Source organism: Variovorax sp. P4_B11, assembly GCF_056402355.1.
In genome coordinates this window covers 1-20,612 of sequence record NZ_JBFUHO010000075.1, presented here as the reverse complement: position 1 = coordinate 20,612, position 20,612 = coordinate 1, and the positions used below count along the sequence as shown (strand labels likewise).

Sequence of the window (20,612 nt, the reverse complement as noted above, 5' to 3'; positions counted from 1 at the left end):
TATTTCCGGGGTCGCGGAAATAGGGTGAACAGGCCCCAAGGCCGTCCAGCCAGCCCAGCCCTAACGAAGACAGGAAGACCCTTGGTCACAAGAAAGAAGAAGACAGTCACCAGCACCTACAAGCACGTCGACGTTGTTGAGGTCCGCATGTGGGGGCAGCACGTCGGCTCCGTCGCGCTGGACCCGACCTACGGCTACTACGCCTTCAGCTACACCCCCGAATTTCGTGAGCGAGGCATTGAGCCTTCGCCCCTGCGCATGCCGACGAACGGCGAAGAGGTGTACCTGTTCACCGACCTGCCTGAGGCCACCTTCAAACGGCTGCCTGCCATGTTGGGCGACGCTCTGCCGGATGACTTCGGCAACGCGCTCATCAACCGCTTCATGGCGGACAAGGGTATCGCGGCCGACCAGGTCACTGCGTTGGACCGTCTGGCGTACATGAGCACTCGCGCCATGGGCGCCCTCACCTTCCGGCCGACTCGAGGCCCGGCGACCCAAAAGCCCACCGCCATCGTGCTGAGCAACCTCGTGGAAGAGGCTCGCCGCGCAGTGACGGGCCTGGTGGACGATGACGGTCACGCCGACGCGGCGCTTCGAAGCATTATCGAAGTCGGGACTTCGGCTGGCGGTGCTCGCGCCAAGGCCGTGGTCGCCCTCAATCCTGAAACGGAGGAAATCCGGTCAGGCCAACTCGATGCACCGGAGGGATTCGAGCATTGGCTCCTGAAGTTCGACGGCATGGGCAAGGACCATGAGCTCGGCACGCCGCAGAACTATGGCCGCATCGAATACGCCTACCACTTGATGGCCAAGGCCGCAGGCATTCATATGTCGGATTGCAGGCTGCTCGATGAAAACGGCCGCGCGCACTTCATGACCAAGCGTTTTGACCGCGAGGGCGCCAGCGGTCGACACCACATGCAGACCCTTTGCGCGATGGACCACATGGACTACAAGAAGAAGGGAACGAACTCCTATGCCCAGCTCTTCCTGGTCATGCAGCGGCTGGACCTTCCCTACGAAGACATGGAGGAAGGCTTTCGCCGGATGGTCTTCAATGTGATGGGACGCAACTGCGATGACCACACGAAGAACTTCTCCTTCTTGCTCCGCCAAGGCCAAAGCAAGTGGGCCTTGTCACCGGCCTACGATGTGAGCTTCGCGCACAACCCCAATGGGGAATGGACGAATCAGCACCTCATGTCCGTCAATGGCAAGTTCAAGGGCTTCCATGTCGATGACCTCATGGCTGAAGCGGAGCGCTTCGGTCTCGGCACGGCCAAGCGCGTCATCGAAGAAGTGCGCACGGCCATGCGGAGCTGGACCACGCACGCAGAAGCTGCAGGCGTGCCCGAAGACACGGCCGTGGATATCAAGAGCCAACATCTTCTGCTGCTCGGCTAGTCTGAAAAGCCCAGTACGGGGCCTTTTCCATCCGAGGTTTGGCCACGGAATGTCAAGAATGGCATCGACCTGGCCCATCACGGTCGCCGCGATGCTGGCGGGCGTCGCGAAGGCCAATCTTGAGGCAAGCACCGCTCTGGAGGTGGAGGCGGTTGAGCTCGTGCCAGATGACTCCCCGAAGAGGGCCCAATCGGAGTACCTCACGTACAAAGATGCTTTGGCCGTCCGGCACGGCGAACCGCAGAATCCGTCCATGTACGGACCTTCGGGGCTGACTGAGAATGGAGCCCGAATCTGGCTTCTGGAACGGGAACGAGCCTTGGCCGAGCTTTCGGGCTCATCTTCACCCTGGAATGACATGCACTCGCCGTCGACATCTGCAATCCTCGGTGCTCCGTTGGAACATCGCTTGGTCATCGTGGAAGGCATCATGGGTTCAGGTAAGTCGACCACGATGCGCTTCATCGCCAAAAGCCTGCAAGACGCGAACCGGGCTGCAGTGCCTATCCACGAGAAGACGGACCCACATCCGGTTCGAGCGACCGACGAGTTGGAACACTGGTTCGAGCCTTGGCTCGACACAACGCCATCGCAGCTGGCGGCGCGAAGTGTCGCCAGGTGGGCCTCGCTGGTCGAGGCATCGCAGGCGGACGGCACCATACGAGTCATGGATGGTCAACTGTTCCACGGCGACCTCACAAATCTGTTCCTGATGGATGCCGACCCGCCAACCCTGACCGACCATGCTCTGGCGGTGGCAACGACCATCGCCCCGCTGAATCCTCTTGTCGTGTACTTCCGTCAGGAAGACGTCGAGCGCGCCATCCGAACTGTCAGCGAGGAGCGCGGCGCGGACTGGGTGGCGTACCAGGTCAACTGGAAGCTCGCTGCACCGTACAGCGTACGGCGAGGGTTGGTGGGTCTTGAGGGGTTGATTGCTGCGTACCAGGACTACCGGCGCCTGACCGATGACCTGTTCGAGCGCCTCCCGCTAGACAAGCTGGCAATCCAGAATGCGGAGCAGGCGTGGCCCGCATACCAACGCATCATCCTGCAGGCCTTGGGCCTCCCCGCTGGTACGTATGTCCAGGCTTCCGTCCAGTGCTGAGACGGTCGAACCTTGCGCGGATTCGTTCGCCCCGAAGGCAGAATTCGGCCCACGACCCGACGTTCGACTCTCGCGTCCGGTACGCTCACAAGGTTCCCGCCTCTCGTCCATGTGCTCGATGCGCCGGTGGAAACCCGCCGCGATCGCGTTCGACGCAGGAACGAGGAGAGAGGCCCCACGTTCTCGATGGTCGTGCCGGAGCACGTCTTCGAGATGGCGAGCAGGCTCTGGGAGCCGCCGGACGAGCTGGCGTGCGAAGAGTTCGAGGTCGAATTCGTGACCGACAGTTCAGGGGCGCTGCGTGTTGTTGGCGCTTCGTCAGCCCACTCGTTGCGCGACTGATCAATTGCGCACGGCCATCACCAGCCATTCAATGTGGATGCCAGAAAGCAGCCGCTCGACGCCGCTCTCGACCCGTTGCGGCCCGTCGAAGTCGAGAATACCGGTCATTCGCGAGAACTATCTGGTGCGCGTCGGCCGGCGGACTGAAAGTCTGCGGCCAGCGCATCGTTGCCCTCAGTCAATTCAAGGCAGCAAGCACCCGTGCGGAGGCCCGGCGATGGTCGCATCAAGATGGGTTGGTTCAGTGTGAAGTGCAGTGGGTCGCGAGCGCGTGGCGTTAGGGCGTCGCGATGGCGACGACTATCCAGGGTGAGGCGTCCTGATAGACGCGTTCCGCTACGATCCGTACACCCTCACGATGATGCGGAGCCGGCGAATCTCCTGGTGCAATAAGATCGACCAGAATCACGCCAGACCTGCCGCTCAGTGAACCCGGCCGGGCCACGATTACTTCGTCGAAGTGGCACATGTCTCGCATGCGTGGGCCCGACCCGTGGCCCCCGAAAATTCCCAAGTGCTCTGCGCCTTTGAAACTGCCGCCCCCGCACCGGGGCCCACAACGGCTGTACAGGGCTCGCAGCAATTGTTGATCGGCCGGCACCACACGGCGTTGCCTGTGCCGAGGGCATCGGGTGGCCCCCGCAGCGAAATAAAGGAGGAGGCCGAAGGCCGGGGGACATTCGCGGAGGGGGCCACCCGGTGTCCTCGGCGCTCGCCCCGAACGTCCAAGCTCAGGCCGCCACCGCGCAGTCCTCTGGCTATACTGCCCGCGTCACGCCAAAAAAAGACGTGATCGGGATTGGTCTCCCGTGTCACTCCTGCGACGAAAGCCGCAGTCTCTCCCGCAGAGCCTCTGCGGCTTTTTCGCTCGTGCCCCCATTTTTGGCGGCTCGAACGGGGAGCCGCAAGGCTCGCCGGTTCTCGCAAGGGGTGCCCGGTAGACCAACCTGTTCGAGTCGCCGCCTCCGATTGGTCTCGGCGGCGGCGGTTTCTGAAAACCGCACCCCTGGGAGGCCATTCATGGCTAAGTCTTCTCGCACCCCCGCATCCCGTCCCGCAAGCTCTCGTCATCCGCCTTGCGCATCACCGACGCGTTCTGCAACCTCAAGGAGGCGCATCTCGCCTTCGCCTGTGTGCGGGGCCTGCTGTCGCCGATCCACCGCGCGCCGCGCTACGAAGAGTTCAGCGTCGAGTCCGCCAAACTGCGCGCGCTGCTGACCGTGATCAACGACGAACTGGAACGGCGCACCGAACCGGTCGAGGCGGCGATCCGCTCGCTGGGCAAGGCCATCAAGAAGTTCAAGACGCCAAAGGCCCGTTGAGGAGGCCCCCGGGGTCGCCAAGCTTTCAGCCCTCCGGCCCCGGCGGCAACAAGACATCCCGCTGCGCCTCCACCGTCTCGCGCAGGAAATCCCACACCGCCTTCATGCGCGCCAGATGCCGCGTCTCCGCCGGCACCGACATCCAGAAGGTGCGCGTGAAGTTGGCTTCATGGGGCAGCACGCGCCGCAACGACTTGTCGCGCTCGGCGATGAAGGCCGGCAGCACCGCGATGCCGGCGCCCGCCGCCGTGGCCTGGTATTGCGCCAGGATGCTGGTGCTGCGCAGCGCGAAGGAATCGGGCTTGTAGAGCTCGTCGAGGTACTGCAGCTCCTTGCTGAACAGCAGGTCGTCGACGTAGCTGATGAAGGTGTGGCCGCGCAGGTCCTCGCGGCTGCGGATCGGGTCGTGCCTCGCGAGGTATGGCTTCGAGGCATACAGGCGCAGCACGTAGTCGCTGAGTTTGGTCACCACCACCGGGCCGCGCGCCGGCCGCTCGAGCGAGATCACGATGTCGGCCTCGCGCCGCGACAGATGCACCAGCCGCGGCATCGCGAGCAGGTCGATCACCAGCTTGGGATGCTGCTGCGCGAACAGTGCCAGCTGCGGCGCCAGAATTACCGTGCCGAAGCCCTCGGTGGCGCCGATCCGCACCAGGCCCGACAGCCCCTCCTGAGAGGCCGGCGCCGAGCGCTCGACCGTCTGGAAGGCCGCCTCCATCGCCTCGACCTGCGGCTGCAGCCGGCGGCCGGCTTCGGTCAGGCGGTGGCCGTCGGCCTCGCGCGAGAAAAGAGCGCCGCCGACCTGCTTCTCGAGCGCCTGGATGCGCCGCGCCACCGTCGTGTGGTCGACCGCCAGCCGGCGCGCGGCGCCGACCAGCGTGCCGGTGCGCGCAAGCTCCAGGAAAAAGCGCAGGTTGTCCCAGTCCATGATCTGCAATTATGCAGATCGAAGATGCATATTTGTCTATTGCTATCGCAAAAGTGCAAAGCTAGCATCACCCTGCTGCACCCCCATTCCAAGGAGACAAGTTCACATGGACGCCACCACCACGCCCGCGACCCAGGTCGCCACTGTCAAGCTGCTCATCGGCGGCAAGTTTGTCGAGTCGAAGACCACCGAATGGCGCGACATCGTCAATCCGGCCACACAGGAAGTGCTCGCCAAGGTGCCGTTCGCGACGCCGGCCGAGGTCGATGCCGCGGTCGCTTCCGCCAAGGAAGCTTTCAAGACCTGGCGCAAGACGCCGATCGGCGCCCGCGCCCGCATTTTCCTCAAGTACCAGCAGCTGATCCGCGAGAACATGGCCGAGCTGGCCGCGATTCTGACGGCCGAACAGGGCAAGACCCTGCCGGATGCCGAGGGCGACGTGTTCCGCGGCCTCGAGGTGGTCGAGCATGCGGCCGCCATCGGCAACCTGCAGCTCGGCGAGATGGCCAACAACGTCGCCAACGGCGTCGACACCTACACGCTGATGCAGCCGCTCGGCGTCTGCGCCGGCATCACGCCCTTCAACTTTCCCGCGATGATCCCGCTGTGGATGTTCCCGATGGCGATCGTCACCGGCAACACCTTCGTGCTGAAGCCCTCCGAGCAGGACCCGATGGTCACGATGCGCCTGTGCGAGCTCGCGCTCGAGGCCGGCATCCCGGCCGGCGTGCTCAACGTCGTGCACGGCGGCGAGGCGGTGGTCAACGCGATCTGCGACCACAAGGACATCAAGGCGATCTCCTTCGTCGGCTCGACCAAGGTCGGCACCCATGTCTACCACCGCGCCACGCTGGCCGGCAAGCGGGTGCAATGCATGATGGGCGCGAAGAACCACGCCATCGTGATGCCCGATGCCAACAAGGAGCAAACGCTCAACGCACTGGCCGGCGCGAGCTTCGGCGCCGCGGGCCAGCGCTGCATGGCGGTGTCGGTCGCGGTGCTGGTCGGCGAGGCCCAGAAGTGGGTGCCCGAGCTGGTCGAGAAGGCCAAGACGCTGAAGATCGGCGCCGGCACCGAGCGCGGCGTCGACGTCGGCCCGCTGGTCTCGTGCGCGGCCTACGACCGTGTCAACGGCCTGATCGAGCGCGGCGTGGCCGATGGCGCGACGCTGGCGCTCGACGGCCGCAAGCCCACGGTGCCCGGCTACGAGAAGGGCAACTTCGTCGGCCCGACGGTGTTCGCCGACGTCAAGCCCGGCATGACGATCTACGACCAGGAAATCTTCGGCCCGGTGCTGTGCCTGGCCAACGCCGACAGCATCGACGAGGCGATCGAGATGATCAACGCCAATCCGAACGGCAACGGCACCGCGATCTTCACGCAGTCGGGTGCCGCGGCGCGCCGCTTCCAGGAAGACATCGACGTCGGCCAGGTCGGCATCAACGTGCCGATCCCGGTGCCGGTGCCGATGTTCTCGTTCACGGGCTCGCGCGCTTCCAAGCTCGGCGACCTGGGGCCGTACGGCAAGCAGGTGATCCTGTTCTACACGCAGACCAAGACGGTGACCGAACGCTGGTTCGACGACAGCACCGCGCACGGTCTCAATACGACGATCAGTCTAAAGTAAGCTCGTCCGCATGGACTTCGAGCTGACCGAAGAGCAGCGTGCCTTCGCCCAGACGGCGCGCGACTTTGCACTGAACGAATTCGCGCCGCACGCGGCGCGCTGGGACGCCGAGGCGTTCTTTCCGAAGGACGCCATCGCCAAGGCCGGCGAACTCGGCTTCTGCGGGCTCTATGCGCCCGAGCGCATCGACGGCCTGGCGCTGCCGCGCCTCGATGCGACGCTGGTGTTCGAGGAGATGGCGGCGGTCGATCCGTCGACCACGGCCTTCATCACCATCCACAACATGGCGACCTGGATGCTCGGCACCTGGGGTGGCCCGGCCGTGCGCGAGCGATGGGGCGCGGACCTGACCAGCGGGCGCAAGCTGGCCTCGTACTGCCTGACCGAGCCCGGCGCCGGGTCGGACGCCGCTTCGCTCAAGACGCGGGCCGAACTGCGGGGCGGCGAGTACGTGATCAACGGCGGCAAGGCCTTCATCTCGGGCGCCGGCGCGACCGACGTGCTGGTGCTGATGGCGCGCACCGGCGGTGGCGGCGCGGGCGGCATCTCGGCGCTGGCGGTGCCTGCGGATGCGCCCGGCATCCGCTACGGCAAGAAGGAGCACAAGATGGGCTGGAACAGCCAGCCCACCCGCACCATCGACTTCGACGACGTGCGGGTGCCTTCCGAGCACCTGCTGGGCAGCGAAGGCGAGGGCTTCCGCATCGCGATGAAGGGGCTCGACGGCGGGCGCATCAACATCGCGACCTGCTCGGTCGGTGCGGCGCAGGGCGCGCTCGACGCGGCCCGGCGCTACCTGCACGAGCGCCAGCAGTTCGGCAAGCCGCTGGCGAGCTTCCAGGCGCTGCAGTTCAAGCTGGCCGACATGGCGACCGAACTGGTCGCGGCGCGGCAGATGGTGCGGCTGGCCGCGAGCAAGCTCGACGCCGGCCATGCCGACGCCAGCACCTATTGCGCGATGGCCAAGCGCTTCGCGACCGATGCCGGCTTCAACGTCTGCAACGACGCGCTGCAGCTGCACGGCGGCTACGGCTACCTGAGCGAATTTCCGCTCGAGCGGCTGGTGCGCGACGCGCGCGTGCACCAGATACTCGAAGGCACCAATGAAATCATGCGCGTGATCGTCGCGCGCAAACTTCTCGAAGGCGATTGCGACATCCGATGACCGACTCCGTCGTTCTCTTCAACGAAATCAAGGCCGCCAACGGCGAGCGCTTCGGCGTTGCCACGCTCAACGTGCCGGCTTCGCTCAACTCGCTGTCCGTCGACATGGTGCGGCTGTTGACGCCGAAGCTGCGTGAATGGGCCGGGGACCCGGGCATCGTCGGCGTGCTGCTCGATGCCGCGGGCGAGAAGTCCTTCTGCGCCGGCGGCGACCTGCGCCAGCTCTACCAGACGCTGCGCGACTGCGGACCTGAGCGCAACGAATACGCCGAGCACTTCTTCGGCGAAGAATACGAGCTCGACTACCTGATCCACACCTTTCCGAAGCCCATCCTGTGCTGGGGCCACGGCATCGTGATGGGCGGCGGCGTCGGCTTGATGGCGGGGGCCTCGCACCGCGTGGTGACTGCGCAGAGCCGCGTCGCGATGCCCGAGATCAACATCGGCCTGTACCCCGACGTCGGCGGCAGCTGGTTCCTGCGGCGCATGCCGGGGCGGGTGGGCCTGTTTCTCGCGCTGACGGCCGCGCCGCTGAATGCGGCGGACGCGATCTTCTGCGGCCTGGCCGACCTGATGGTGCCGCACGACAGGAAGGCGCAGCTGCTCGACGCGATCGCTTCGACTGCATGGCGGTCGCAGTCGCAGGCCGACCGGGCCGCGCTGTCGCGCCTGCTGGCGCAGGCGGGCGAGGGCGCCGAACGCCCGCCGTCGAAGCTGCGCGAGCACTTCGACACGATCAACGCGCTGATGGCTGGCGACGACCTGCTCGACATCGCGAAGCGGCTGCGCAATTTGCAAAGCGAAGACCCGTGGCTGCAGACCGCCGCCAAGACCTTCGCCAAGGGCGCGCCGAGCTCGGCCGCCCTGAGCTTCGCGCTGTGGCAGCGCGTGCATCGCATGTCGCTGGCCGAGGTGTTCCGGCTCGAGTATTGGGCGTCGCTGGGCTTCTGCGCCCACAAGGACTTCGCCGAGGGCATCCGCGCGGTGCTGGTCGACAAGGACCGCCATCCGAAGTGGAGCCCGGCCACGCTCGAAGAGATCACGCCGGCTTTCATCGAAGACCATCTGCGTCCCCGCGGCCAGATGGCGCCCGAACTGTTGTCGCTCACCTGAGCACGCTGCAAGCATTCACGCAAGAACGGAGACACACGACATGAAGATCGCTTTCATCGGCCTCGGCAACATGGGCGGCCCGATGGCCCTCAACCTGCGCAAGGCCGGCCACACGCTGAGCGCCTTCGACCTTTCGGCCGAAGCCTGCAAGAAATTCGCGGCCGAGGGCTTGGCCGTCGCCGCATCGGCGGCCGACGCCGTGGCTGGCGCCGAAGTGGTGATCAGCATGCTGCCGGCCAGCGCGCACGTCGAAGGCCTCTATCTCGGCAGCGATGGCCTGCTCGACAAGATCGCCCCCGGCACGCTGGTGATCGACAGCAGCACCATTGCCGCCGCGACCTCGCGCAAGCTGGCCGAGGCGGGTGCCAAGCGCGGCGTGGCGGTGATCGATGCACCGGTGTCGGGCGGCACCGGCGGCGCGATCGCGGGCACGCTGACCTTCATGGTCGGCGGCTCCGAAGCCGAGCTCGAGCGCGCGCGGCCGGTGCTCGAGAAGATGGGCGCCAACATCTTCCACGCGGGTGCCGCCGGTGCCGGCCAGACCGCCAAGATCTGCAACAACATGCTGCTCGGCATCCTGATGATCGGCACCTCGGAGGCGATCGCGCTGGGCGTCGCCAACGGGCTCGACCCGAAGGTGCTGTCCGAGATCATGCGGCGCAGCTCGGGCGGCAACTGGGCGCTCGAGAAGTACAACCCGCTGCCGGGCGTGATGGAGAACGTGCCGGCCTCCAAGGGCTATGCGGGCGGTTTCGGCACCGACCTGATGCTGAAGGACCTCGGCCTGGCGCAGGAGAACGCGGCCGCGGTCCGGGCCGCGACGCCGCTCGGCGGGCTGGCGCGCAATCTCTATGCCGCGCACAGCCTGGCCGGTCATGGGGCGCTGGATTTTTCGAGCGTGATCAAGCTGGTGCAGAAGGACTGAGCGGCGGCGCCGCCGGCAGCCTCAGGTTCCCAGCATCGGATTGCGCCGCGCCTCGTCGCGCCGGCGGTCTGCCCGCACCGCGTCGCAGCGCGGATGGCGGTTGTAGGCGGATTGGTCGCAATGCGCGGCTTCGCAGCGTGCGGCAGCGAAGAAATTGAGGTTCCGGCAACCCTGGCGCGGATCGACGGCGGCGGCGCGCGGCGGCGCGACCGGAGCGATTGGCGCGATCATCGCCGGCGCGGTCGACGTGGCCGGAGCGGGTGCCGGCCGGCGCTGGAGCGGCGCCCCGGGCGCCGCCGGCGTCGGCGCGGGTGCCTGTGCGACTCCCTCGGAGGGCATCCTGGGCGGGGTGGCCGCCACCGCGGCCTCGCCGGCCCCCAGCGATGAACCGAGCGGGACCGTCTCGGACGGGCTCGGCGCCTCGGGCGGCTGCCGGTGCCGCGGCGGCGTGGCGGCAACCGGCGCCGCGCCGGGCGTGGGTGCGGGCAGCTTCCGGGTCACGTAGCCGAACCAGCCGCCGAAGGCCAAGGCCACGGCCAGCATCAGCGCGCCAAGTCCGACCCAGAACCGGCGCGGCGCATTCTGCGGCCCCATGTCGGAGGGATTGCTCGCCGCGCGCAACGCCGCCGCGGCCGACCGCCTGCCTCGCAGGCCGTCCAGCAGCGAGGGACCGGTGGCCGTGAAGCCGGGCAACTTGCGGGCACAGCCACGGCAGAACATCGCGGCGTCGCGGTTTTCGGTTTGGCAGACGGGACAGATCACCGGCATCGAAGCTCCTCTGGCATCAGAATGCAAGCCTGCACTTTCCATTCTCGGCATCGCGATGTCTGCCAGTCGCCACCTACTTCGAGCGGCCGTAGACTGGCACGCCCGTGCCCCTGTATTTCACGCCGGATTCTCGCCATGAATCGAACCACTGTCTCCATTCTCTCGATGAGCCTGACGCTGGCCTTCGCCATGCCGGCGCTCGCCGACACCCTCAGGAAGCCCGAACTCGACCGGCTTGCCGCGGCCCAGCAAGCGGCGCCGTCGCCGAACTTTCACGCCTTCCTTGCGCAGGCCGCCAAGGCCGACCCCAAGCTCAAGCCGGCCGTTGCGGCCTATGAGAACAAGCGTCCGCTGGCCGGCGACGACCTGACCCAGATCGTGCGCCTGCTCGGCCTCTACAACCGGCTGCACAACCAGAAGGCCGTGCTCTCGTCGATCGCGGCGATGGTGGCGATTCCGACCGTGCGCGACGACAAGGTGCCACCCCACGAAAGTCCGCAGATCATCGCGTTCGGACGACTGATCGAGCAGATGGCCAAGGACTTCGGGCTCCAGTACCGCAATGTCGACAACCGCATCTTCGAGGTCAAGCTGCCGGGCCGCGGCGCCGGTGAATTCGGCATCCTGACCCACGCCGACGTGGTGCCGGTGGTGGCCGACGAATGGGTGCTCGACGACGGCACGCGGCTCGACCCCTTCAAGATGACGCGGGTCGGCGACACGCTGTACGGGCGCGGCACCATCGACGACAAGGGGTCCATCGCGGCGGTGCTATACGCGATGAAGGCGGTGAAGGAAAGCGGCCTGCCGCTGGCCCGCACCATCCGGCTGATGATCGAGACCACCGAGGAGACCGGCGGCGACGGCATGAAGTACTACCGGGCGAAGACGCCGCTTCCCGACTACAACATCGTGCTCGACAGCAAGTACCCGGCCGTGGTGGCCGAGAAGGGATCGGGCGCGCTCAAGGTCTTCTTCCCGGTCGAGGAATCGGACGGCAGCAGCGCGGTGCGCACCGCGATCACCGCGATGGCCGGTGCATCGGCCGCCAATGCCGTGCCGCAGACGGCGACCGCGACGCTGAAAGGCGGCGACCTGGCGCAGGTCGCCGCCCGGCTCGAATTCGTGAAGGGACCGTTCATCCGGAAGTACGAGGACCAGGGCGGCAAGTTCGGCATCGACATCGTGAAGGGCGACGACAGCGTCGAGGTCAAGGTCACGGGCGTGTCGGCGCACGGCTCGCGGCCCGAGGAGGGCGTCAACCCGCTGCCGCGGCTGGCGCTGTTCCTGCAGGAGTCCGGCGTGGTGACGGCGGGCAACCACTACACCAAGGCCGTGCGCTACCTGGTCGACCTGTACGTCACGGGCTACCTCGGCGAGAAGATGGGCGTCGGCTACCAGGACGACTTCATGGGCCCGCTCACGATGTCGCCGAACCTGATCCGCGAGAAGGACGGCAAGCTCGAGGTGACGGCCAACGTGCGCATGCCGCGCGGCAACACGCCGGAGAAACTCACCGCCGCCATCAAGGACAAGGTCAACGACTGGGCGGCGGCGAGCCAGGCCCGGATCGAGATCGACTACCAGCAGGGCGACTGGATGGCGCGCGACCCGAAGGGCGCCTGGCTCGCGACCTTGCTCAACATCTTCGGCGACACGACCGGCCTCGAAGCGAAGCCGGTGCCGACCGCGGGCAGCACCACCGCCAAGCTGATGCCGAACGCGATCAACTTCGGGCCGGCCATGCCCGGCAAGAAGTACACGGCGCACAACGCCAAGGAATACAAGGAACTCGCCGATCTCGATGCCGACATGCAGATGTTCACCGAGATGCTGGTGCGGATCGGGAATCTGAAGACGATGCAGTAGGCGCTCGAGGGCGCGGCACCCGCGCCCTCAGATCTCGCGCTCCAGCCCCTGCGCCCGCAGCACGCCCTTGAGGCGCCGCACCTCGTGCGCCAGGTCGAGGATCAGCGCCGCGGCCTCGAGCCCGACGCCGAAGTCGCGCTCGAGCCGCCGGGCTTCGAGCGCGCTTTGCAGGTCGCTGCCATGAAAGCGCCAGTCGTCCGGCCGTTCGGCCGGTGTCCGCGATTCGATGATGCCGACCTCGACCAGCTGGACCACCCATTCGATCTGCGCACCGCAGGCATGCGCGAGTTCGATGGCGGCCAGGGGGTGCGAGGCGCTCAGGGTCGTGATGGAAACGGAGGAAGTCATGATCGTCAAACTCCGAGATGGCGGCGCGGATCGAAGGGTGCGGCCTGCGCGAGTTGCTCGTAGGCCTTGCGCGCGGCGTCGGTGTCGGCCGGCGGCAAGGCGATCTCCAGCAGCAGGTACAGATGGCCCGGTGGCTTTCCTGGCAGGCCGCGCTCCTTCAGCCGCAGCTTGAGTCCATTGCGCGCCTTGGGCGGCACCGTGACCTCGACCACGCCACCGCCCGGTGTCGGCACCTTGACCTGCGCGCCGAGCGCGCCTTCGGTCGGCGTGATCGGCAGCGTCATGTAGAGATCGCGGTCTTCGACGCGGTAGAGCTTGTGCGGCGCGATGCGGACTTCGAGGTACAGGTCGCCGGCCGGCTCGCCGCCATGGCCCGGCATGCCCTGGCCCGCGAGCCGGATGTACTGGCCCGGATGCACGCCGGGCGGGATCTTCACGATCAGCGTCCGGGTCTTGAACTCGGGTTGGCCCTGGGCGTCGAATTCCTGCGAGCGCAGCGTGATCTCGCGCTCGGCGCCATTGATTGCGTCTTCCAGTGCGATCTCGATGGCGGCGTGGTGATCCTCGCCGCGGGCGCGGTAGTTGCGCCGTTCGGCGCCACGCCGCTCGGCGGCGCCGAACAGCGAGGAGAAGAACTCGCTGAACTCCGCATGGTCGGCCGGCCCCTGGTTCGGTCCGCGGTGGAACTCGAAGCCCTCGTCCCAGTTCGGCGGCGGCCGGAAGCTGCCGTCGGGACTGCCGCCGCGCGCCACATGGTCGGCCAGCTGGTCGTAGGCGGCGCGCTTCTCCTTGTCGCGCAACACGTCGTTGGCCTCGTTGATCTCGCGCATGCGCTGGTCGGCGTCGGACTCCTTGCTGACGTCGGGATGGTACTTGCGCGCCAGCTTGCGGTAGGCCTTTCGGACCTCCTCCTCCGAGGCCCCGCGCTGCAGGCCGAGCGTCTTGTAGTAGTCCTTGAAGTCCATGGTGATCCGTGAAGATTGTTCAGGCGATGTGGCCGCCGCCGTCGACTTGCTGCAGCAGCGCCTTGACGCGCCAGGCGATGCCGTCTCGCTCGAAGCGCAGCGGCTGCGCGTTGCCGAGCAGGTCCATGTCGATCGGCACGCCGAGCAGCGCCGCCAGCACGTAGAGCGAGCCGCCGTGTGCCACCACCAGCACCGGCCCCGGCTGTGCCAGCGCCAGGTCGAGCGCGGCGCGCTTGCGATCGACGAATTCCGGCAGGGTCTCGCCGCCCTCGGGCGCGCAGGCCCAGTCGATGTTTGCCGACGAGGTTCCGATCAGCGCGCCGAAGTGGCGCTCGCGCAAGCCCTCGTGCACCAGCGGCGCAATGTCGTGCGGCGCCGCCACCGTGTGCGCGGTGCTCAGCGCCCGATGCACGTTGCTGCTGACGATGCTGCGGATCGGCTCGCCGGCCAGCAGCTCGGCGGCGCGCGCCGCCTGCTGCAGGCCCAGAGCGCTGAGGGGCTCGTCGGCGGCCTGGAAGATGCGGCGCGCATTGCATTCGGTCTGGCCATGGCGCAGGAAATAGAAGTGCTTGCAGGCCGGCGAGAGCGGCCGCGCCGCGGCCAGGGTGGCGAGTTGGCGCAGGCCGGGATTCATCGATTCGGTTCTCGGGTCGGCAAGGTTAGAGCAGCCATTCGAACGGCAGCACTTCGAGCAAGTTGATCCACGAGCGCTTGAGGGCGCTGGACCCGGGCTCGGTGGTGTAGCGCGTCTCGCCCTGCGGGCTGCGCTCGATCCATTCCAGGCCGTTTCCGTCGGCCTGCAACCGCACTTCGAAGGCCTTGCCCGGGATCACGGTGTCGAGCTGCCGGGCCAGATGGCCCGACAGCTGCGGGCTGTCGATGATCACGCCCATCTCGGTGTTGAGCCGGGTGGACCGCGGATCGAGGTTGAAGGAGCCGACGAAGATGCGCTCGCGGTCGACCCCGAAGGTCTTGGCATGCAGGCTGGACGCTGAACTGCCGGCGCTTCCGCTTCCCGGCAGACCGCGCGATCGGTCCGCGTCCCCGGCCTTGTCCTTGTTCTTGTCGGGCGGCGGCACCGCGTCGCCGGGCTTCAGCTCGTAGACCCGCACGCCGCCCTCGAGCAGTTGCTTGCGGTACTTGCTGTAGCCGGCATGGACCGCGCTGACATCGGTGGCCGCCAGCGAGTTGGTCAGCACGCGCACCTGGATGCCCGAACTGGCCATCGCCACCAGCGACTTCGTGCCGTCCTTGCCCGGCACGAAGTAGGGCGAGACCAGGTCCAGCTCGCGCTTCGGATCACCGAAGGCGGCGACCAGTAGCGGCATCATCTGGAGGTCGCTGCGGTCGGTCGATTCGAGCACCTTGGCAGGGTTGTCGTGGATGACGTGTGCCGTGGTCCATTCGAGCGTGAGGTGGCCGTCGTCGATTTCGCGCACCAGCGGGGTCTGGCGCACCGCCTCGAGGTAGCGCTGGGCCTGCGGGTCGCGCCGCACCTGGTCCCAGCTCGACTGCAGGCCGGCCCTGGCGTCCGGGTCCGGCGGCTCCAGCACGCTCGCGGCCGGATAGGCCGAGGCGCTGTTCCAGAACAGGTCGAAGGCGCTCGAGACCTCGCGCACCACGGGCCCGACCGCCACCACGTCGAGGTCCTGGAAGCCGAGTTCCATGTTGGCGCCGAAGTACTCGTCGCCGATGTTGCGGCCGCCGACGATCGACAACTGGTTGTCGGCCGTGAAGGACTTGTTGTGCATGCGCCGGTTGATGCGCGAGAAGTCGAATACGAAGTCGCCGGCCCGGAAGCGCCGGTTCGCGAACGGGTTGAAGAGCCGGACCTCGATGTTGGGATGGGCGTCGAGCGCGGCCAGCATCGGGTCGAGTCCGCCGGTGTTGGCATCGTCGAGCAGCACGCGCACGCGCACGCCACGCTCGGCCGCGTCCCACAGCGCTTGCCACATGAGCTTTCCGGTGATGTCGTTGCGCCAGATGTAGTACTGCAGGTCGAGACTGCGATCGGCACGGCGCGCGAGCAGGATGCGGGCGGCGAAGGCGTCTTCCGCGGCGGGCAGCGCACGGATGCCGGACTTGTCCGGGTGCGCCGACACCGCGGGGCCGAGGGCCTTGGCCAGGCGGGTGTCGGCGGTGTTGACGACGGCCTGCGATTCGGTCCGCTCGACCTTGGCGGGCAGGCTGGAGCAAGCCGCGACAAGCCAGCCGAGGAGGACGGCGACGAGGACGCGGGATGCGAAGGGGAACACGGCGCGTTGTTCTGGCGGTGACTGTGCGGACATTCTAGGCAGGCCGGGGTCGACCCCGGCGGCCTCCATCGGCACGGGTGACGCCGTGTCGTGCTGGCCTCGAATCGAAAAGCTCGGTTTCATGTCAGTGCTCCACCACGTGATCGCGTGACCCGCGACGCATGAAACTGGCGCAGCCAAATGCCAGGGATACCGCGGAACCGGCTTTGCCGGGCCGCCGGTATCGCCCCCCTGGAGGGGGGAGGCGCCGCAGGCGCTTCGGGGGGTGTTTCATGTCAGAGCTTGGGAATGTGCAGCGTCTTGCTGATCATCAAGGTGCCCGAGAGCCCGAACAGCAGGGCGAGGGGATGCAGCAGCCAGGGCCCGAGGGCCCAGGCCCCACCCCACACCGCATCGCCGACACGGCCCTGCCAGGCGGCCAGCGCCAGCACGCCGACCAGCACCACGCTGGTCGGGATCGGCGTGCCCTCGAAATACTTGACCTTGTCGGCGCCCTCCGAGAGCGCCTCGGCCGTGACGTTGTAGCGCGCCAGCCGGCTGACGCCGCAGCAGACGAAGTAGATCAGCAGCAGGCAGTCCCAGCCGCCGTCGAGGCCGGCCGCGAAGGCCAGCGTCGCAGGCAGCACGCCGAAGGAGATGACGTCGGCCAGCGAGTCGAGTTCGCGGCCCAGCGCCGAATGGGTCTGGCGCCAGCGTGCGATGCGGCCGTCGAAGACGTCGAAGACGAAGGCGGCGGGCGCCAGCGCCGCGGCCCAGAGGAAATGGGCCAGCGCCTGACTGCGCATGTAGGCCATCGCCAGGAAGATGGCGCCGACCCCGCAGGCCGCATTGCCGAGCGTGAACGCATCGGCCAGGTGGAAGCCGCGGATCATCGAGAAATGCTTGCGCGGGCGGGCGGAGGGCGAAGTGGGCATGCTGGCTTCCTGTGGGAACTGCGGCTGCACCTTAGCGCATCTGCGGGACGGTGAGCGTAGCCGCATTCTGATGCCGCCGGCCCCGGCCCTGCCCGGGGGCCGAGGCCTGGCAGGGCCTCAATAGGCGAGTTGCAGCGGGCTGCCTTCTCGCTGGGCCTCGATGTCGGCGCGATGGAAGGGCAGCGGGTGCCATTTCTTGGCCGAGAACAGCGGCAATTGGTCGTAGGAGCGCGGCGAGGCCGGATCGCTGCTCTGGCCGTAGGTCAGCAGGCCCTGCGCCACCGGTCCCCGCTCGTCGAAGCCCACGGTCTGGATGTAGCTGCTGCCGTAGTTGATGTTGTAGCCCTTCGGATCGACGGTCGGCTGGCCCTGGCTCTCGACCTTGTTGAGCACGCCTTCGAACTCGTCCCCACCCGGGATCGTGACCTTCTGGTCTCGCACCATGCGGTACTGCACCTCGGCCAGCGGCGCGTCGGGCGCGAAACCGGCCACGCGCACGATGCCGACCGCGTCGCCGAGCGCCTTGAAGACCGCGTCGCGCGTGGCGGGCGTGGCCATGTCGAGGCCGGCCGGCGTGACCACCGGACGCGCCGGGTCGAAAGGCACGCGCCAGACCTTCGGCACGTCCTTGGCCTTGCGCCAGAACTCGCGGAACAGCGGCGCGCCCTTCGAGTTGCTGTTGCTGGTGCGGTCCCAGGCCGCGAGCACGCGGCAGCCCTGCGCCGGGTCCGGCGTCAGCGTCGCGGCCTGGGCGCTGCAGGCGGCGGCGAGGTCGTCCATCACCAGCATGCCGGCCAGGTTCTTGTCGCGGAAGATCACGCTGCGCAGTTCTGCGCCGCCCATCTTGTTGCCGGGCAGGCCGTCGCTGCCGGCCAGCCGGCCCTCGATTTCCATGATGCCGCTGCGGGTGCGCAGCCGCTGCGCCGTCCCGGTGAAGCCGACCAGCGGCGAGATGCCGGCCGGCGCCGTGATGCCCGGGTTGCTGAGCCAGAAGCTGTCGTTGCTGTTCTGCACCCAGTCCGGCGTGACGATCACCGGCATGCGCGCCGGCGGGATCGCGCCGGGCATGGCGGCCGCGCTGTCGCGGTTCCAGGCGCAGGCCGAGCGCGAGCCGTCGAGTACCGGCAGGCCGGCGGCGGCGAGCAGCGCTGCGGCGGCCGGCGATGGGGCGCAGGACTTGAGCAGTTCAGCCGACACGTCGGGCACCACCGACAGGTCGGCATACATCGCGTTGCCCTCGCGATCGGTGGCGAGGGTGTTGATCCACGGAATGCCCTGGTTGCCCATCGCGGCGCGCAGCTCGGCCACGTTGTGTGCCAGCGCCATCTGCATCCAGCTCTGGGCCGAGCGCGTGTTGAGCGTGTTGACATCGCGGATCGCATAGGCCCTGGTGTCGGTCCAGGCCAGGCCGGCCCGGGGCATGGAAATGACCGGGCCCCATTCGGTGCTGTAGAAGGTCTTCTGCGCCGGCGCGCCGCCCGGCGCGGCGGCGGCCGCGGGCAGGACGATGGTCTTGGCGCTCATCCTGCGCCGCTGGCCGTCGACGATGTAGACCGTCGGGTCGGCCGGATCCAGTTTCAGCTCGTACAGCGTGAAGCGCTTGCCGGTGGAGACCGTGTGGGTCCAGGCCACGTCTTTGGTGAAGCCAATCGACACCACCGGGCTCAGGCCGCCGGTGGCGCCCATCACGTCGAGCTTTCCGGGGATCGTGAGGTGCAGCTGCCAGAAGCGGTTGGTGCCGGTCCACGGGAAGTGCGGATTGCCGAGCAGCAGCCCGCGGCCGTCGGGCGTGGCGTTGCGGCCGAAGGCCCAGCCGTTGGAGCCGAACTCGCCGCCTTCCGGATTGGCGTTGAAGCTGTGGCGCGCGATCTCCGCCACGGCCTGGGGCAGCTCGACCTCGGCGGCGGAAGTCTTGCTTCCCGCTGCCGGCGGCGCGGCGGCGAGCACTGCAGCGGCCAGCGCTCCGATGCCGCCCTGGATCATCGACATTTCGGTGGTGCGCGCCAGGTCGGCCTGGGTCATCGGGCGCACCCAGGGCTGGCCGCGGCAAGCCTCGGGCAGGCCGTTCGGGCCCACGTCCTGGAGGTAGCGGTTGTAGCCGGCGACGTAGCCGCGAAGCGAGGCGCGGACGTCGGGGCCGAGCTCGGCGGCGGCACGCGCGAGCGCCGCATCGTCCATGTGCGAGCGCACGAAGAGATCGATTTCGGCATTCTTCGCGCGGCCCAGGCCGAGCTCGCCCATGCCGTCCGCGCCGAGGAACTGCGAGCGTTCGCCGCGCACGGTCAGCAGGTGCTGGGCGGTCTGGCAGACGTTGTCCTGCGCATGGGCATAGCCGGCGCCGTAGGCGACGCCCTCGTAGTCGGGGGCCGTGATGTGGGCGATGCCGTAGGTGGTGCGTTCGATCGTCACGCTGCGGCTGCCGGGTGCGGGCGCGCTGGCGCAGCCGGCCAGCAGGGCGGCCAGCGCGAGGGCCAGGGCGCTCGGGGCACCCAGCGGACTGTGGATCAGAGTCATGTTCGAGGCTTCGGAGTGGAAACGAGCCGTCGATTACAGGGGTGCAGGCCCCGGCCTGCGAAGGGTGCTAACCCGGGGGCGCTGTCGCCAAGGCGTCGTGCGCCTCGGCGATCTGCGCGAAGCGGCCGAGCAGCTGGGCCGCGGCCGCGGTCTCGCCCACCCGCTCGCGCAGGGCTGCCGGATCGAGGCCCTGGCGGCGCAGGTCGTCGCCCAGATGGTCGACATAGCCGCGCATGACCTCGGCATCGAACTCGGGGTGGAACTGCAGGCCCCAGGCCTTGTCGCCGATGCGGAAAGCCTGGGTCGGCTCGAAGGCATTGCCGGCGAGCCGGACCGCGCCTGCGGGCAGCCGCAACGCGCTCTGCCGATGCACCACGTGGGCCTCGAAGCGTGCGGGCAGGCCGTGCATCAGCGCGTCGCCGGCGGCTTCGGGGCGGAGTTCGACCTCGACGGTGCCGATCTCCAGGCCGTCCGGATGGTCGCCGGCCTCGCCGCCGAGCGCGTCGGCCAGCAGCTGGTGTCCGAAGCAGATGCCGAGCACCGGCGTGCCGCGGGCAACCAGCTGCCCGAGCCAGGCACCGGTGGCTTCGCTCCAGGCTTCGCGGTGCGAGACCATCGCGTGCGAGCCGGTGACGATGGCGCCCGAGATCCGGTCGGGCCCGGGCAGCGTATCGCCGCGGCGCGGGTCGAGCACGACGACCGGCAGCCGCGTGTCGCCGAGGCCCGCTGCCATCCAGTGCTCGAAGTCGCCGCACTGTTCACGCAAGGCGTCGAAGGTCTCGCCGACCTTGATGATCGCGAGGGGGCGGGGAGGGATGTTTTCCATCCCGTGGATGATGCCGCAATCGGGCCGGACGACGCTTTCAGCGGGCCGCCGAACCGTGTTCGGCTCAATGCGCCTTCAGCCCCTCGATGACGGCCGGCACGCGCCGCGCGACTGCGGCCAACAGCGCCTGCCGCTGCGGCGCCTCGCGCCAGCGCGCTCGCGTGCCGACCTCCCATTCCGGGTGGCTGCGCGCGGGCTGCGCCGCCCGTACCAGGTC

The 20,612-nt window shown here is 68.0% G+C and carries 18 protein-coding genes; 9 read left to right on the top strand and 9 right to left on the bottom strand.

Annotated features, from left to right (window positions below):
• Positions 1–81 precede the first annotated feature (81 nt).
• The 4 genes from AC1DYD_RS35955 to AC1DYD_RS35940 all read left to right on the top strand — a co-directional run bounded on the left by AC1DYD_RS35955 (position 82) and on the right by AC1DYD_RS35940 (position 4,179).
• Entirely contained in the window at positions 82–1,407 is a 1,326-nt protein-coding gene (locus AC1DYD_RS35955) for a type II toxin-antitoxin system HipA family toxin (RefSeq protein ID WP_478177515.1), read from the top strand.
• A gap of 58 nt (positions 1,408–1,465) precedes the next feature.
• Positions 1,466–2,515, top strand: a complete 1,050-nt coding sequence (locus tag AC1DYD_RS35950; RefSeq protein ID WP_478177514.1) for a P-loop NTPase family protein — start codon at positions 1,466–1,468, stop codon at positions 2,513–2,515.
• Positions 2,516–2,641: 126 nt separating this feature from the next.
• Positions 2,642–2,857, top strand: a complete 216-nt coding sequence (locus tag AC1DYD_RS35945) for a hypothetical protein (protein ID WP_478177513.1) — start codon at positions 2,642–2,644, stop codon at positions 2,855–2,857.
• Positions 2,858–3,933: 1,076 nt separating this feature from the next.
• Positions 3,934–4,179, top strand: a complete 246-nt coding sequence (locus AC1DYD_RS35940) for a hypothetical protein (RefSeq protein ID WP_478177512.1) — start codon at positions 3,934–3,936, stop codon at positions 4,177–4,179.
• Between the two features lie 25 nt (positions 4,180–4,204).
• On the opposite strand, the gene AC1DYD_RS35935 is transcribed toward AC1DYD_RS35940, so the two are convergent.
• On the bottom strand, positions 4,205–5,107 hold the full coding sequence (locus tag AC1DYD_RS35935; protein ID WP_478177511.1) for a LysR family transcriptional regulator: 903 nt from the start codon (positions 5,105–5,107) through the stop codon (positions 4,205–4,207).
• A 106-nt stretch (positions 5,108–5,213) separates the two neighbouring features.
• Here AC1DYD_RS35935 and AC1DYD_RS35930 point away from each other — a divergent pair, with 106 nt between their 5' ends.
• Genes AC1DYD_RS35930 through mmsB form a run of 4 tightly spaced genes read left to right on the top strand, consistent with a single transcriptional unit; the run spans position 5,214 to position 9,936 of the window.
• Positions 5,214–6,734, top strand: coding sequence for a CoA-acylating methylmalonate-semialdehyde dehydrogenase (locus tag AC1DYD_RS35930; protein ID WP_478177510.1), 1,521 nt, complete (start codon positions 5,214–5,216; stop codon positions 6,732–6,734).
• Positions 6,735–6,744: 10 nt separating this feature from the next.
• On the top strand, positions 6,745–7,899 hold the full coding sequence (locus AC1DYD_RS35925) for an acyl-CoA dehydrogenase family protein (RefSeq protein ID WP_478177509.1): 1,155 nt from the start codon (positions 6,745–6,747) through the stop codon (positions 7,897–7,899).
• Entirely contained in the window at positions 7,896–9,011 is a 1,116-nt protein-coding gene (locus tag AC1DYD_RS35920; protein ID WP_478177508.1) for an enoyl-CoA hydratase/isomerase family protein, read from the top strand. Before AC1DYD_RS35925 ends, AC1DYD_RS35920 begins: the two co-directional genes overlap by 4 nt.
• 40 nt (positions 9,012–9,051) lie before the next feature.
• Positions 9,052–9,936, top strand: coding sequence for a 3-hydroxyisobutyrate dehydrogenase (gene mmsB, locus AC1DYD_RS35915; protein WP_478177507.1), 885 nt, complete (start codon positions 9,052–9,054; stop codon positions 9,934–9,936).
• Positions 9,937–9,957: 21 nt separating this feature from the next.
• On the opposite strand, the gene AC1DYD_RS35910 is transcribed toward mmsB, so the two are convergent.
• Positions 9,958–10,704: a hypothetical protein gene (locus tag AC1DYD_RS35910; protein ID WP_478177506.1), complete on the bottom strand. Its 747-nt coding sequence runs from the start codon at positions 10,702–10,704 to the stop codon at positions 9,958–9,960.
• Between the two features lie 135 nt (positions 10,705–10,839).
• Between AC1DYD_RS35910 and AC1DYD_RS35905 the strand changes: the two genes are divergently transcribed.
• Complete coding sequence (locus AC1DYD_RS35905; RefSeq protein ID WP_478177505.1) at positions 10,840–12,573, top strand: dipeptidase; 1,734 nt, start codon at positions 10,840–10,842, stop codon at positions 12,571–12,573.
• A 27-nt stretch (positions 12,574–12,600) separates the two neighbouring features.
• Here AC1DYD_RS35905 and AC1DYD_RS35900 read toward each other — a convergent pair whose 3' ends face one another.
• The 7 genes from AC1DYD_RS35900 to AC1DYD_RS35870 all read right to left on the bottom strand — a co-directional run bounded on the left by AC1DYD_RS35900 (position 12,601) and on the right by AC1DYD_RS35870 (position 20,395).
• Positions 12,601–12,921: a chaperone modulator CbpM gene (locus AC1DYD_RS35900; protein ID WP_478177504.1), complete on the bottom strand. Its 321-nt coding sequence runs from the start codon at positions 12,919–12,921 to the stop codon at positions 12,601–12,603.
• A gap of 5 nt (positions 12,922–12,926) precedes the next feature.
• On the bottom strand, positions 12,927–13,886 hold the full coding sequence (locus AC1DYD_RS35895; RefSeq protein WP_478177503.1) for a DnaJ C-terminal domain-containing protein: 960 nt from the start codon (positions 13,884–13,886) through the stop codon (positions 12,927–12,929).
• 19 nt (positions 13,887–13,905) lie between these two features.
• A complete protein-coding gene (locus tag AC1DYD_RS35890; protein WP_478177502.1) occupies positions 13,906–14,520 on the bottom strand; it encodes a histidine phosphatase family protein in 615 nt (204 codons plus the stop codon).
• A gap of 25 nt (positions 14,521–14,545) precedes the next feature.
• On the bottom strand, positions 14,546–16,264 hold the full coding sequence (locus tag AC1DYD_RS35885) for a phospholipase D family protein (RefSeq protein ID WP_478177501.1): 1,719 nt from the start codon (positions 16,262–16,264) through the stop codon (positions 14,546–14,548).
• A 152-nt stretch (positions 16,265–16,416) separates the two neighbouring features.
• Positions 16,417–17,055 carry a CDP-alcohol phosphatidyltransferase family protein gene (locus AC1DYD_RS35880; RefSeq protein ID WP_478177500.1) on the bottom strand — a complete coding sequence of 213 codons (639 nt, stop codon included), beginning with the start codon at positions 17,053–17,055 and terminating at the stop codon, positions 16,417–16,419.
• 117 nt (positions 17,056–17,172) lie between these two features.
• Positions 17,173–19,569 carry a penicillin acylase family protein gene (locus AC1DYD_RS35875; RefSeq protein WP_478177499.1) on the bottom strand — a complete coding sequence of 799 codons (2,397 nt, stop codon included), beginning with the start codon at positions 19,567–19,569 and terminating at the stop codon, positions 17,173–17,175.
• A 67-nt stretch (positions 19,570–19,636) separates the two neighbouring features.
• The gene (locus AC1DYD_RS35870; protein WP_478177498.1) at positions 19,637–20,395 is read right to left on the bottom strand and encodes a glutamine amidotransferase; all 759 of its coding nucleotides are present in this window, start codon (positions 20,393–20,395) and stop codon (positions 19,637–19,639) included.
• Positions 20,396–20,612: the final 217 nt, after the last annotated feature.